At 64.4% G+C, this 13,744-nt stretch carries 11 protein-coding genes; 1 reads left to right on the top strand and 10 read right to left on the bottom strand.

The annotated features are described in order from the left end of the window. Positions 1 to 18: 18 nt before the first annotated feature. The 10 genes from ACSQ3N_RS15570 to gyrA all read right to left on the bottom strand — a co-directional run bounded on the left by ACSQ3N_RS15570 (position 19) and on the right by gyrA (position 12,821). Positions 19 to 465 carry a ComEA family DNA-binding protein gene (locus ACSQ3N_RS15570; protein ID WP_436146733.1) on the bottom strand — a complete coding sequence of 149 codons (447 nt, stop codon included), beginning with the start codon at positions 463 to 465 and terminating at the stop codon, positions 19 to 21. A gap of 65 nt (positions 466 to 530) precedes the next feature. Continuing rightward, on the bottom strand, positions 531 to 1,688 hold the full coding sequence (gene lapB, locus ACSQ3N_RS15565) for a lipopolysaccharide assembly protein LapB (RefSeq protein WP_436146732.1): 1,158 nt from the start codon (positions 1,686 to 1,688) through the stop codon (positions 531 to 533). Further along, the gene (locus ACSQ3N_RS15560) at positions 1,678 to 2,013 is read right to left on the bottom strand and encodes a LapA family protein (protein WP_436146731.1); all 336 of its coding nucleotides are present in this window, start codon (positions 2,011 to 2,013) and stop codon (positions 1,678 to 1,680) included. Before ACSQ3N_RS15560 ends, lapB begins: the two co-directional genes overlap by 11 nt. 176 nt (positions 2,014 to 2,189) lie before the next feature. Next, positions 2,190 to 2,516 carry an integration host factor subunit beta gene (locus ACSQ3N_RS15555; RefSeq protein WP_056165323.1) on the bottom strand — a complete coding sequence of 109 codons (327 nt, stop codon included), beginning with the start codon at positions 2,514 to 2,516 and terminating at the stop codon, positions 2,190 to 2,192. Between the two features lie 157 nt (positions 2,517 to 2,673). Next, entirely contained in the window at positions 2,674 to 4,359 is a 1,686-nt protein-coding gene (rpsA, locus tag ACSQ3N_RS15550; RefSeq protein WP_056165325.1) for a 30S ribosomal protein S1, read from the bottom strand. 206 nt (positions 4,360 to 4,565) lie between these two features. Next, entirely contained in the window at positions 4,566 to 6,608 is a 2,043-nt protein-coding gene (locus tag ACSQ3N_RS15545; RefSeq protein WP_436146730.1) for a bifunctional 3-phosphoshikimate 1-carboxyvinyltransferase/cytidylate kinase, read from the bottom strand. A 225-nt stretch (positions 6,609 to 6,833) separates the two neighbouring features. Further along, positions 6,834 to 7,706, bottom strand: a complete 873-nt coding sequence (locus tag ACSQ3N_RS15540; RefSeq protein WP_056165328.1) for a prephenate dehydrogenase — start codon at positions 7,704 to 7,706, stop codon at positions 6,834 to 6,836. Between the two features lie 9 nt (positions 7,707 to 7,715). Further along, positions 7,716 to 8,813: a prephenate dehydratase gene (pheA, locus tag ACSQ3N_RS15535; protein ID WP_056165330.1), complete on the bottom strand. Its 1,098-nt coding sequence runs from the start codon at positions 8,811 to 8,813 to the stop codon at positions 7,716 to 7,718. Between the two features lie 54 nt (positions 8,814 to 8,867). Beyond that, complete coding sequence (gene serC, locus ACSQ3N_RS15530; protein ID WP_436146729.1) at positions 8,868 to 9,977, bottom strand: 3-phosphoserine/phosphohydroxythreonine transaminase; 1,110 nt, start codon at positions 9,975 to 9,977, stop codon at positions 8,868 to 8,870. A gap of 141 nt (positions 9,978 to 10,118) precedes the next feature. Then, positions 10,119 to 12,821, bottom strand: coding sequence for a DNA gyrase subunit A (gyrA, locus tag ACSQ3N_RS15525; protein WP_436146728.1), 2,703 nt, complete (start codon positions 12,819 to 12,821; stop codon positions 10,119 to 10,121). A gap of 224 nt (positions 12,822 to 13,045) precedes the next feature. On the opposite strand from gyrA, the gene ompA reads away from it, so the two are divergent. Continuing rightward, complete coding sequence (gene ompA, locus ACSQ3N_RS15520; RefSeq protein ID WP_056165336.1) at positions 13,046 to 13,693, top strand: outer membrane protein OmpA; 648 nt, start codon at positions 13,046 to 13,048, stop codon at positions 13,691 to 13,693. The last annotated feature ends 51 nt before the right edge of the window (positions 13,694 to 13,744 follow it).

Raw genomic sequence — 13,744 nt, 5'->3', positions numbered from 1 at the left:
GCAGCTTGGAGAGTGTGCTTAGTTTTTGCTAGCGCTGGCCGCAGGGGCCGCAGCAGGGGCGGGGGCTGCAGTCACCGGGGTAGCGGTGGCTGCGGCGGGCGTGGCGGGGGCCTTCGCCTTGCGCTCGTCCGCAGCGCCATCGTGCTTCTTCGGGTGGGCGCTGCTCTTGCTTTTGGCCTCGGCCTTGGCGGCGGCTGCGGCGCTGTACTTCTTGCCGTTGACGGTGAGGCCTTCCTTGGAGAAGTTCACCGCGCTCTTGTTGCCCACGCCGCCCACGCGGCCGATAAAGTCGCTCCAGTCCTTGAACGGCGCGCTGCGGCGTTCGTCCAGGATGCGGCCCGACAGCCCGGGGCCGATGCCCTTGATGCCGTCGAGCTCGGCTTCGGTGGCGGTGTTCACGTCCACCGCAGCGAATGCAGCGGCAGCGCACAGGGTGGCGATGAGGGCGAGCAGTTTCTTCAGCATGGTGGGGGTCCTGCGGTTTTCTGGGCGGGAGGGTGTCGGGTGCTTCAGTTCAGGGCACGCGTTGGTCAGAGCTCTTCGACGCGGCGGGCGGGATAGCTGTCCCAGGTCTGGCAACCCGGGCACTGCCAGAAGTGCTGGCGTGCCTCGAAGCCGCAGGCCGCGCATCGGTAGCGGGTCAGCGGCTTGACGGCATGGTCGAGCGCACGTTGCACCTGGGGGTGGAATTCTTCGTGCTCCAGCTCTTCGCCCGCCAGCCACTTGGCCGCAGCGACCAGCGAGCGCTCCTTGTCCAGGTGCTGCACGTAGCGCTGCCGCGCGGTGTCGCGCGTAGCTTCGTCGGCGGTTTCCATGGCGACGATGGCTTCGAGCACATCGAGCGACGGCGCCTGCGCGTAGTGGGCCTGCAGCAGCGCCTGCACCTCGGGCACGCGCTGGGTGGCGTTGGCGGCTTCGACCAACATGGGGGCTGCCAGCGGCACTGCGGCCGGGTTGCGCTCGCCCAGGGTGCGCAGCGTGCTGAGCACTTCTGCAGGCTGGCCCATCAGGCGCTGCAGCCGGGCCAGCTCGATGCGCCCGCGGGCGGCTTCGGGCGCGGCGGCGACAGCCTGTTCCAGCAGGGCCTGTGCGCCCGAGAGGTCGCCCTGGGCGCTGAGCGCCAGCGCCTGCTCGCACAGGTAGTGGGCCTGCCGCGTGCTGAAGTCGCCCTGGTCGGCATCGTGCATCTTGCGCGCGATGGCGGTGGCGTGGGGCCAGTCGCGCGAGCGTTCGTAGATGGCCAGCAGCGCCAGGCGTGCCTGGGCCTCGAAGGGGGTGCCTTCCAGCCGGTGCAGGGCGTCTTCGGCGCGGTCCAGCAGGCCGGCCTTGAGGAAGTCGAGCGCCAGGGCATGCTGGGCGCGCTCGCGGTCGGTGCGCGAGAGGTCGCCGCGCGACAGCAGGTGCTCATGCACGCGCACCGCGCGGTCGTACTCGCCGCGGCGGCGAAACAGGTTGCCCAGTGCGAAGTGCAGCTCCGAGGTATCGGGGTCGTTCTGCACGGCCTCGATGAAGGCATCGATGGCCTGGTCCTGCTGCTCGTTGAGCAGGAAGTTCAGTCCCTTGAAGTAGGCCTTGGGCGCGCGGCGGTTTTCGGCACGCAGCTGGCGCAGGTCGAATCGCGATGCCAGCCAGCCCAGCACGAACGCAACGGGCAGGCCCAGCAGGATCCAGGTCAGGTCAAATTCCATGGACGGAGGACAGGTCGGGCGGTGGAGGGGGCGCAGGCGGCGCATTGCCGGCCGCAGGGGTGGCGGCGGTGGCCGCGGGCGTGGCGCTGATGGCACTGGCCTGTGCACGGCGTGCCGCCGCACGGTGGCGCCACCAGCGGGGCACCATGCCCAGCACGCCCACTGCCAGCCCGGCGGAGAAAGCGGTCAGCACCACCAGCACGAGCGGAGCGCGCCATTGGGTGCCAAAAAAGAAATGCACGGTCGCATCCTGCTGGTTGTTCAGCGCGAAGGCGAAAAGCGTAAAAAAAATGGCTGCTTTGAGCAGCCACAGGAGGTATTTCATCGGTCTCCCCAGTGGTGGGGCGATTCTAAGAGCCAGCCCGCTATTGCCAGGACCAGTGCGGTGCGGGGCGGCTGGATATTGTGAATGGGCAGATGCGATGGCCTGCCGAGCAGGACGGGCTATCTGGCAATGCTTGAAAAAGCCGCTACCGCTTGCCTGTACAGCGCAAGCTGCTATCAAATTTGATGGGTGGCAGGCGCAGAGCTGACTTCCATCTCTGCAGTGCGCTTGTCCACGGCTTCGCGCAGGGCCTTGCCGGGCTTGAAGTGCGGGACGCGTTTTTCCGGGATGGCCACGGCTTCGCCGCTGCGGGGGTTGCGGCCCATGCGGGGAGGGCGGTGGTTGACCGAGAAGCTGCCAAAACCCCGGATCTCGATCCGGTGTCCGCGCACCAGCGCGTCGCCCACGGCGTCCAGGATCGTCTTGACGGCGAATTCGGCATCGCGATGGGTGAGCTGGCCGAATCGTGCGGCCAGTTCTTCAACCAGGTCTGAGCGGGTCATGGAGTCTTGGGACATAGGCAGACTGCCCAGGGGCAGGTGGTATCTATCGCTTCTTGAAAAAAGAGCGGGCGCCGAGGCGCCCGCTGTCTGACCGTTTTTCAACGAAACCGCTGCACGAATGAATCATCGCGCAGCAGTTCGTTGACGGGTCAGTGTCTTACTTTTCCGAGTTGTCCAGCTTGGCGCGCAGCAGGGCGCCCAGGCTGGTCGTGCCGGCGCTTTCGCGGCTCGATTGCTGGCTCAGGTTGGCCATGGCGCCTTGTTCGTCGGCCATGTCCTTTTGCTTGATCGACAGCTGGATGTTGCGGGTCTTGCGATCCACGTTGACCACCACAGCAGTGACTTCGTCGCCTTCCTTGAGCACGTTGCGGGCATCTTCCACGCGGTCGCGGGAGATTTCCGAAGCGCGCAGGTAGCCCACGATGTCTTCGCCGAGGTCGATTTCAGCGCCACGGGCGTCCACGGTCTTGACCTTGCCGGTCACCGTCTGGCCCTTGTCGTTCACGGTCACGAAGGTCGTGAATGGGTCGCCGTCCAACTGCTTGATGCCCAGCGAGATGCGTTCGCGGTCCACGTCCACGGCCAGCACGATGGCTTCCACTTCCTGGCCCTTCTTGTAGTTGCGAACAGCGGCTTCGCCGGGTTCGTTCCACGAGAGGTCGGACAGGTGCACCAGGCCGTCGATGCCGGCAGCCAGGCCCACGAACACGCCGAAGTCGGTGATCGACTTGATAGGACCCTTGACGCGGTCGCCGCGCTTGGTGTCCTGTGCGAATTCTTGCCATGGGTTGGCCTTGCACTGCTTCATGCCCAGGCTGATGCGGCGCTTGTCTTCGTCGATTTCGAGGACCATGACTTCGACTTCGTCGCCCAGCGAAACCAGCTTGGCGGGAGCGATGTTCTTGTTGGTCCAGTCCATTTCGGAGACGTGCACCAGGCCTTCGATGCCGGGTTCGAGTTCCACGAATGCGCCGTAGTCGGCGATGTTCGTGATCTTGCCGAACAGGCGGGTCGATTGTGGGTAGCGGCGGTTCACGCCCATCCATGGGTCGTCGCCCATTTGCTTCAGACCCAGCGAGACACGGTTCTTCTCGGTGTCGAACTTGAGGATCTTGGCCGTGATTTCCTGGCCAGCCGTCACCACTTCGGAAGGGTGACGCACGCGGCGCCATGCCATGTCGGTGATGTGCAGCAGGCCGTCGATACCGCCCAGGTCCACGAACGCACCGTATTCGGTGATGTTCTTGACCACGCCTTGAACGATGGAGCCTTCCTTCAGGGTTTCCATCAGCTTGGCGCGCTCTTCGCCCATGGAGGCTTCCACCACAGCGCGGCGGCTCAGCACCACGTTGTTGCGCTTGCGGTCCAGCTTGATGACCTTGAATTCCATGGTCTTGTTTTCGTACGGCGTCAGATCCTTGATCGGACGCGTATCGATCAGCGAACCGGGCAGGAATGCGCGGATGCCGTTGACCAGAACGGTCAGGCCGCCCTTGACCTTGCCGCTGGTCGTGCCGGTGACGAATTCGCCGGATTCCAGGGCCTTTTCCAGGCTCATCCACGAAGCCAGACGCTTGGCGGTGTCGCGCGACAGAATGGTGTCGCCGTAGCCGTTTTCGATGGAGCCAATGGCCACCGACACGAAGTCACCCACTTGGACTTCGACTTCGCCCTTGTCGTTCTTGAACTCTTCCAGCGGCACGTAGGCTTCGGACTTGAGGCCGGCGTTGACCACGACGAAGTTGTGCTCGACGCGCACGACTTCAGCGGTGATCACTTCACCTGGGCGCATTTCCGTGCGCGTCAAAGATTCTTCAAAAAGGGCGGCAAAAGATTCGGACATGTGTTTCCTTGCCACAAACAGGATTCCGGGAGCACTATTGCTACCGTTTTTATAGCTGCTTGCGGTGGTTTTTTGCGGTAAAACCGCGGGTTAGGTTATCGATCCACACAACCTGTGCGCTGGCGCGCGAGAGGGGTTGCGTGGGCCTGTGACAAGGCCTTTCGGCACTGCCTGCGGGGCCCGGCTTTCACCAGACCCTGCACGTTTCAGCCTTGCGCAGCAGCTGCGAAGGGCTGGCGCTCTTGCCACCAGGCCAACACCTGATCGACGGCTTCATCAATCGTCAAGGTGGAGTTGTCCAGGACCAGAGCATCCTGCGCGGGCTTGAGCGGTGCGACGGTGCGGGAGCTGTCCCGCAGGTCGCGCGCCTCCAGGTCCGCACGGAGGTCTTCGATATTAGCTGAAAAACCCTTTGAAATCAACTGTTTATGGCGGCGCTCCGCGCGGCAGGCTGCGCTGGCCGTCAAATACACCTTGAGCGGGGCCTGCGGGAAGATCACCGTGCCCATGTCGCGGCCGTCCGCCACCAGGCCCGGAAGGCGCCTGAAGCTGTGCTGCAGGGCCACCAACGCCTCGCGCACGGCGGGCAGGGCCGACACGCGGGACGCGTTCATGCCCGCCTCTTCGGTGCGGATGTCTGCAGTCACATCGTCTCTCCCCAGCCACACTTTGCCGCCTTCAAAGCGCACCGGCAGGGTTTGGGCCATGGCCGCGATACGGCTCTCATGGGCCGTGTCGATGGCCAGGCCGGCACGCAGCGCGGCCAGCGCCGTGATGCGGTACATCGCACCCGAATCCAGAAAACGGTAGCCCAGCCGCTGCGCCACGGCAGCAGCCACGGTGCCCTTGCCCGAGGCCGTGGGGCCGTCGATGCAGATCACCGGGATGTGGGCCGTGGCCGCGTGCGACACCGAGAACAGCGTCTCGAAATAGTCAGGGAAGGTCTTGGCGACGCACTTGGGGTCTTCGATGCGCACCGGCACCTGGGCGGGGTTGAACGCCGCGAGCGAGAAGCACATGGCCACGCGGTGGTCGTCGTAAGTGTGGACGCTGGCCGCCTGCCAGTCCTGCAGGCTGGCCGGTGGCGTCACGCGGATGAAATCCGCCCCTTCTTCCACGGTGGAGCCCAGCTTGCGCAGCTCGTTGGCCATGGCGGCGATGCGGTCGGTTTCCTTCACGCGCCAGCTGGCGATGTTGGTCAGCGTGGTGGTGCCTTCGGCGTACAGCGCCATCACGGCCAGCGTCATGGCGGCGTCGGGGATGTGGTTGCAGTCCAGCTCGATGGCCTTCAGCGGCCAGCCTTGGCCGGGCGCGCCGCGCTCGATGTGCAGCCAGTTGGGGCCGCCGGTGATCACGGCACCCATGGCACGGGCCGCTTCGACAAAACGGATGTCGCCCTGGATGGAGTCCAGCCCCACGCCCCGGATCTTGATGCCTTTTTGCCCGCTACCGCTGGGTGCGATGGCGCCAAGCGCTATGAAATAGCTAGCAGATGATGCGTCGGCCTCGACATGGATGCTGCCAGGCGACTGGTACCGGCTGGCGGCCGGGATGGTGAACCGCTGCCAGTTCTGGTGCTCCACCACGATGCCAAAGCGCGCCAGCAGCTGCAGCGTGATGGCGATGTAGGGCTTGGAGATCAGCTCGCCCACCACCTCGATCACGATGGGCTGCGTGGCCGCTGCCAAGGGCAGTGCCATGAGCAGTGCAGTGAGGAACTGGCTCGACACATCCCCGCGCACGCGGATGGTCGCGGCCAGCGCCAGCGCAGGCACCCCGTCGGCATGCGCAATGCGAAGTGGTGGGTAGCCGTCGTTGCCCAGGTAGTCGATGCGGCAGCCCAGCTGGCGCAGTGCGTCGACCAGGTCTCCAATCGGCCGCTCGTGCATGCGCGGCACGCCAGACAGCTCGAACTCGCCCCCCAGCAGCGCCAGCGCCGCCGTCAGTGGCCGCATGGCCGTGCCCGCATTGCCCATGAAGAGCTTGGCAGGCGACTGCGGCGCGCGGCCGCCCAGCCCGGTGATGCGCACGGTGCTGCCGTTTTCGTCAACGGTGCAGCCGATCTGGCGCAGCGCATCCAGCATCACACGCGTATCGTCCGACGCCAGCAGGTCGTGCACAGCCGTGGTGCCATTGCTCAGCGCCGCCAGCAGCAGCACCCGATTGGAAATGCTCTTGGAGCCCGGCAGATGGACTTCGCCCGCAGCGGCTTGCAAGGGAGGCAGGTCTAGGAAAGCAGTGCTGTACATCAGTGTGATTCGTCCATCGCTCAAAAGAGCATTAACCAGCCCGGTGAATTGAGCCAAAGCACGAGGGCCGCAGGCCGAGTCACTGGCGGTCATCCGCCAAACCCTGCGCACCCGTCACGCCCTTCGAAACCGGCGCGCCCCATGCGAGTGCACCCGTGGAGCTGGCTCCGCCAGGCCACCGGGTGCGTCCCCCTTGGGGGAAGGCGCCGCAGGCGACTCAGGGGGTTACTTGCGTTTTGCGCCCATGCGCCAATGTGCCCGCGTCTCGCTCGCCAGCGTCAGCATGTCTTCCAGCGACTGGCTGTCGCTCTTTTCCATGGCCTCTTCGATGTTGTGCAGGGCCTGCCGGAACAGCTTGGACTGGGCGATCAGCTCTTCGCGGTTGGACAGCAAAATGTCGCGCCAGACCTTGGGGTCGCTGGCCGCGATGCGGGTGAAGTCGCGAAAGCCCGGGCCTGCCAGCGACAAAAACTCGTCGCCTTCGTTCTGGCCGGTGATGCTGTTCATCATGGCAAACGCCAGCACGTGGGGCAGGTGGCTCACGGCTGCAAACGCGGCGTCGTGCGACTCGGGCGACATGCTGCTCACGCGGCAACCCAGCGCGGTCCAGATCTCGCCCGCCTTTTGCAGTTGCACGGTCAGCGTGCGTTCTGTGGGCGTCAGGATGACCTGACGGCCGCTGTACAAGTCGGCCTCGGCATGCTCCACGCCAGACACTTCGCGCCCCGTGATCGGGTGCGCGGGCACGAACGAGCCCACCTGGTCGCGCAGTGCGCGGCGCGCTGCCTGCACCACGTCGGCCTTGGTGGAGCCCACGTCCATGATCAGCATCTGCGGGGTGACCAGGTGCTTGATGGCTTTGAGCGTGGCTTCGGTGGCGGCCACCGGCACGGCCAGCAGCACGACATCGGCGCCTGCCACGGCCAGCAGCGCCGAGGGAGCTTCTACATCGATCACGCCCATCTGGCGCGCGCGGTCGGTGGTGGAGGGCGACTTGCTGTAGCCCACCACGCGCTTGACGAGGCCCGCCTTTTTCATGGCCAGGGCGAACGAGCCCCCCATGAGCCCGCAGCCGATCAGTCCCAATTGTTCAAACATGGCGGCTCCTTACGACGACACGGGATAGGTCCCCAGGACCTTGTAGAACGCGCACAGGCTGCGCAGTTCTTCCAGGGCCCGTGCCACGTGGGGCTGGGCGGGATGGCCGTCGAGGTCGATGTAGAAGTAGTACTCCCACTGACCTGTGCGTGCGGGGCGTGATTCGAAGCGCGTCATGGACACGCCGTGCGTTTTGAGCGGCACCAGCAGGTCGTGCACCGCGCCAGGCTGGTTGGGCACCGACACCACGAGGCTGGTGCAGTCCTTGCCCGACGGCGGCGGCGTCTGCAGCGTGTGCGGCAGGCAGATGATGGCAAAGCGCGTGCGGTTGTAGGCGTCGTCCTGAATAGCGTGTGCCACGATGTGCAGGCCGAACTGCGTGGCGGCGCGTTCGCTGGACAGTGCTGCCCAGCCGGGGTTGGTGGTGGCCAGGCGGGCGCCCTCGGCATTGCTCGACACCGGGCGGCGCTCTGCATGCGGCAGGTGCTTGGACAGCCAGGCCTGGCACTGGGCCAGTGCCTGCGGATGCGCCATCACCACCTCGATGCCGTCGAGCGAGTTGCTCGTGCGCAGCAGGTTGTGGCGCACCAGCAGGCTCACTTCGCCCACCACGTGCGTGGGGGTGTGCAGGAACAAGTCGAGCGACCGCGTGACCACGCCTTCGGTGGAGTTCTCCACGCCCACCACGCCGTACTGTGCGCTGCCCGCGGCCGTGGCGTGGAACACCTCGTCGAAGTTGGCGCAGTACATCAGGTCGGCTGCACCGCCGAAGAATTCGATGGCCGCCTGCTCGCAGAACGTGCCTTCGGGGCCGAGCACGGCCACGCGCTGGGGCGACTCGAGCGCCAGGCACGCAGACATGATCTCGCGCCAGATGGCCGCCACATGGGGGCCCTTGAGCGGGCCGGGGTTGGCCGTCTGGATCTTCTCGATCACCTGCGCCACGCGGTCGGGGCGAAAGAACGGCGTGCCTTCACGCTTCTTGACTTCACCCACCTGCTCGGCCACCAGAGCCCGCTGGTTGAGCAGCGTGAGCAGTTGCTGGTCGATGGAGTCGATCTGCACGCGCAGGCTGGCGAGGTCGGGTGAGGCTTGCGGAGTATTCATGGATGGGGAGATGTCTGTGCGCTGTTGCGAGAACCAGAGTGGGCCAGTGTTCGTTCAGGCGTGTTTTTGTTCAAATTCTCGCATGTAGTCCACCAATGCCTGCACGCCGGCCAGCGGCATGGCGTTGTAGACGCTGGCGCGCATGCCGCCCACGGACTTGTGGCCCTTGAGCTGCAGCAGGCCGCGTTCCTTGGCTCCGGTCAGGAATGCATCGTTGCGGCTTTCGTCGCGCAGGAAGAACGGGATGTTCATGCGCGAGCGGCAGTTGGCGGCCACCTTGTTCACGTACAGCTGCGAGCTGTCGATGGCGTTGTAGAGCAGGTCGGCCTTGGCGATGTTGCGCTGCTCCATGGCGGCCACGCCGGTCAGGCTGCCTTCGGTCTGGCGCTGGAGCCACTGAAAGGTCAGCCCGGCAATGTAGATGCCCCAGGTGGGCGGCGTGTTGTACATCGACTGGTTGTCGGCCACGACACGGTAATCGAACGCGCTGGGGCAGGCGGGCAGAGCGTGGCCCAGCAGGTCTTCACGCACCACAACCAGCGTGAGCCCGGCAGGGCCCAGGTTCTTTTGAGCGCCGCCAAAAGCCAGGCCCACACGCGACCAGTCCACGCTGCGCGAGGCCACGTGCGACGAGAAGTCGATGACCAGTGGTGCGTCGCTGCCCAGGGCCTTGAGGTCGGGCAACTGGTGGAATTCGATGCCGTTGATGGTCTCGTTGCTGCAGATGTGCAGGTAGCTGGCGCCGCGGCTCAACGTCCAGGTGGCGGGGTCGGGCAGGGTGGTAAAGCCCGTGTCCTCGGCCGAGCCGACCACGTTCACCTCAGCGGCGTACTTGCGGGCTTCTTTCTGCGACTTCTGGCTCCAGCTGCCGGTCAGCACGAAGTCGACCACGCCAGCGCGCGAGAGGTTCAGCGGCACGATGGCGTTTTCAGCCAGGCCGCCGCCCTGCATGAACAGTATCTTGAAGTTCGCTGGCACGGCCAGCAGCTCGCGCAGGTCGGCTTCTGCCTTTTCGTAGATGGACAAAAACTCTTTGCCGCGGTGGCTCATCTCCATCACGCCCATGCCGCTGCCGTGCCAGTCCAGCATTTCAGCAGCGGCTTGCTCCAGCACTTCGGCGGGGATGGCGGCCGGGCCGGCCGAGAAGTTGTAGGGGCGGGTCATGGTCTGGCAGTCAGTCAAGTCAAAATTGCTGCCACCGCTTGCTGTATAAGCGCTGGCAGCTACATTTTTAATAGCAATCGAGTGGCCTGCTCTGCATGCTCGGCAGGCCCCCCGGTGGGGTGGGGCTTGGGGGGGCGGGCTTCAGCCTTCTGACGCCGGCGGTGTGTCGGAATCCGTGGAGCCATTCCCATCCGAATTGCCGTCGACATCGGTACCTGCATCTGGATTGGCATCAGCCTCTGGATCGATGTCGGCCACGTTGGCATCGTTCTCCACGATGCGCTGCAGGCCGCTGAGCTTGGAGCCTTCATCCAGCGCAATCAAGGTCACGCCCTGAGTCGCACGGCCCAGTTCGCGGATCTCGGACACGCGGGTGCGCACCAGCACGCCCTTGTCGGTGATCAGCATGATCTCGTCGTCGGCATGCACCAGTGTGGCGGCGACAATCTTGCCATTGCGCTCGGTCTGCTGGATGGCGATCATGCCCTTGGTGCCGCGACCATGGCGCGTGTATTCGACGATGCTGGTGCGCTTGCCGTAACCGTTTTCGGAAGCGGTGAGCACGCTTTGCGTCTCGTCTTCGGCCACCAGCATGGCGATCACGCTCTGGCCGTCTTCCAGCATCATGCCGCGCACGCCGCGGGCCTGGCGGCCCAGGGGGCGCACGTCGTTCTCGTCGAAGCGCACCGCCTTGCCGCCGTCGCTGAACAGCATCACGTCGTGTTTGCCATCGGTCAGCGCTGCGCCGATCAGGTAGTCGCCGTCGTCGAGGTTCACGGCGATGATGCCGCCCTTGCGCGGGTTGCTGAATTCATCCAGCGCCGTCTTCTTCACGGTACCCATGCTCGTGCCCATGAACACGTACCGGTCGGCCGGGAAGGTGCGCATGTCGCCGGTCAGCGGCAGCACCACGTTGATCTTTTCGCCGTCCTGCAGCGGGAACATGTTGACGATGGGGCGGCCGCGCGAACCGCGCGAGCCAGCGGGCACTTCCCACACCTTGAGCCAGTACAGGCGGCCGCGGTTGGAGAAGCACAGGATGTAGTCGTGCGTGTTGGCGATGAAGAGCTGGTCGATCCAGTCGTCTTCCTTCGTCGCCGTCGCCTGCTTGCCGCGCCCGCCGCGCTTTTGGGCGCGGTATTCGGACAGGGGCTGGCTCTTGATGTAGCCGGTGTGGGACAGCGTCACCACCATGTCGGTAGGCGTGATCAAGTCTTCGGTGGACAGGTCCTGCGCGCTGTATTCGACGATGCTGCGGCGGGCGCCCAGCTTGTGCTGGCCGAACTCCGTCTTGATGGACGTGAGCTCGTCGCCAATGATGGTGGAGACGCGCTCGGGCTTGGCCAGGATGTCCAGCAGGTCTTCGATGACCGCCATGACTTCCTTGTACTCGGCAACGATCTTGTCTTGCTCAAGGCCCGTCAGGCGCTGCAGGCGCATCTGCAGGATTTCCTGCGCCTGCGTTTCCGACAGGCGGTACAGGCCATCCTGGCCCATGCCGAAATCCTTTTCCAGGTCTTCGGGGCGGTAGTCGTCGGCACTGATCACGCCGCCGTCTTCGCGGGTGCGGGTGAGCATCTCGCGCACCAGCTTGCTGTCCCAAGAGCGGGCCATCAGTTCGGCCTTGGCGACCGGCGGGGTGGGCGCGTTGCGGATGATGGCGATGAAATCGTCGATGTTGGCCAGGGCCACGGCCAGGCCTTCCAGCACATGGCCGCGGTCGCGCGCCTTGCGCAGCTCGAACACCGTGCGGCGCGTCACCACTTCGCGGCGGTGCTGCAGGAAGACGACGATCAAATCCTTCAGGTTGCACAGGCGTGGCTGGCCGTCGATCAGCGCCACCATGTTCATGCCGAACGTATCCTGCAACTGCGTCTGCTTGTACAGGTTGTTGAGCACCACCTCGGGCACTTCGCCGCGCTTGAGCTCGATCACCAGGCGCATGCCCGACTTGTCGGACTCGTCCTGGATGTGGCTGATGCCGTCGATCTTCTTCTCGTGCACCAGCTCGGCCATGCGCTCCTGCAGCGTCTTCTTGTTGACCTGGTAGGGCAGCTCGTCCACGATGATCGCCTGGCGCTGGCCGCGGTCGATGTCCTCGAAATGGCACTTGGCGCGCATGATCACGCGGCCGCGGCCCGTGCGGTAGCCGTCCTTCACGCCGTTGATGCCGTAGATGATGCCGGCGGTGGGGAAGTCGGGCGCCGGAATGATCTCCATCAGGTCGTCGATGGTGGCCTCGGGGTGGCGCAGCATGTGCAGGCAGGCATCCACCACTTCGTTGAGGTTGTGTGGCGGAATATTGGTCGCCATGCCGACCGCAATACCGGCCGATCCGTTGACCAGCAGATTGGGCAATTTGCTGGGCAATACGAGCGGTTCTTTTTCGCTGCCGTCGTAGTTGGGGCCGAAATCGACAGTTTCCTTGTCGATATCGCCCAGCATTTCGTGGGCAATCTTTGCCAGGCGGATTTCTGTATACCGCATCGCAGCGGCGTTATCGCCGTCCACCGAGCCGAAATTGCCCTGGCCGTCCACCAGCATGTGGCGCAGCGAAAAATCCTGCGCCATCCGGACGATCGTGTCGTACACCGCCGAGTCGCCATGCGGGTGGTACTTACCGATCACGTCCCCCACGATACGGGCCGACTTCTTGTAAGGGCGGTTCCAGTCGTTATTGAGCTCATGCATCGCAAACAGCACACGGCGGTGCACCGGCTTCAAGCCATCGCGAGCGTCGGGCAGGGCCCGACCCACGATCACGCTCATCGCGTAATCGAGATAACTGCGGCGCATCTCCTCTTCAAGGCTGATGGGCAGGGTTTCTTTGGCAAACTGGGTCATTGGAGGCGGCGGTGACGGCAAAGGAGAATCATTTTAGAGGTAAGAGCGTGTAGCGCCTCAGCAACATATCGTGGCAATTCCGGTTTTGTCCTACGGAGCGTACACGGGTGCCACCGCTTTTGCCCTGTTACGTATGGCACAATCGTTTGAACGCTTCGGGTGGTGGTCACCCCAAGCGTCCTGATTCGCAGCGCGGCTGCGGCTTTTTCCCCAAGAGGAGAACCATGAAGAAACTGAACAAAGTGGCGATGTTGTTTGCCTCTGCAGCGCTCGCAACCGCCGCTGGCGCACAAACCGTTGACAACTGGCGTGATGCTTCTGGCCAACTGGTCTGGAAGAACGGTACCAATGAATATTGCTGGCGCAATGCTAATTGGACGCCTGCTACGGCAGCTCCTGGCTGCGACGGCGCAATCGTTGCTCCCGCTCCTGCCGCCGCTGCACCAGCTCCTGGCGCTGCACCTGCACCTGCTGCTGCTCCCGCACCAGCACCAGCACCCGCTCCAGCAGTGGCCACCAAGGTGACCTACGCTGCTGACGCGTTCTTCGACTTCGACAAGTCGGTGCTGAAGGCAGAAGGCAAGGCCAAGCTGGACGACCTGGTCTCCAAGGTCAAGGGCATCAACCTGGAAGTGATCATCGCCGTGGGTCATACTGACTCCGTGGGCTCCGATGCTTACAACCAGAAGCTGTCGGTCCGCCGTTCCGAAGCCGTGAAGGCTTATCTGGTGTCCAAGGGCATCGAAAAGAACCGCGTGTACACCGAAGGCAAGGGCGAAAAGCAACCTGTGGCTGACAACAAGACTGCCGAAGGCCGTGCGAAGAACCGTCGCGTGGAAATCGAAGTGGTTGGCACGCGCGCCGCTCAGTAATCTTCGGATTGCTCTGATGCACAAAAAGCCCCGGTAACGGGGCTTTTTTGC

The sequence above is a fragment of the Acidovorax sp. LjRoot194 genome (genome assembly GCF_964253015.1).
GTDB lineage: Bacteria > Pseudomonadota > Gammaproteobacteria > Burkholderiales > Burkholderiaceae_C > Acidovorax.
Note: the sequence above shows the minus strand (reverse complement) of the source record. Positions and strands in the feature narration are given on the sequence as shown.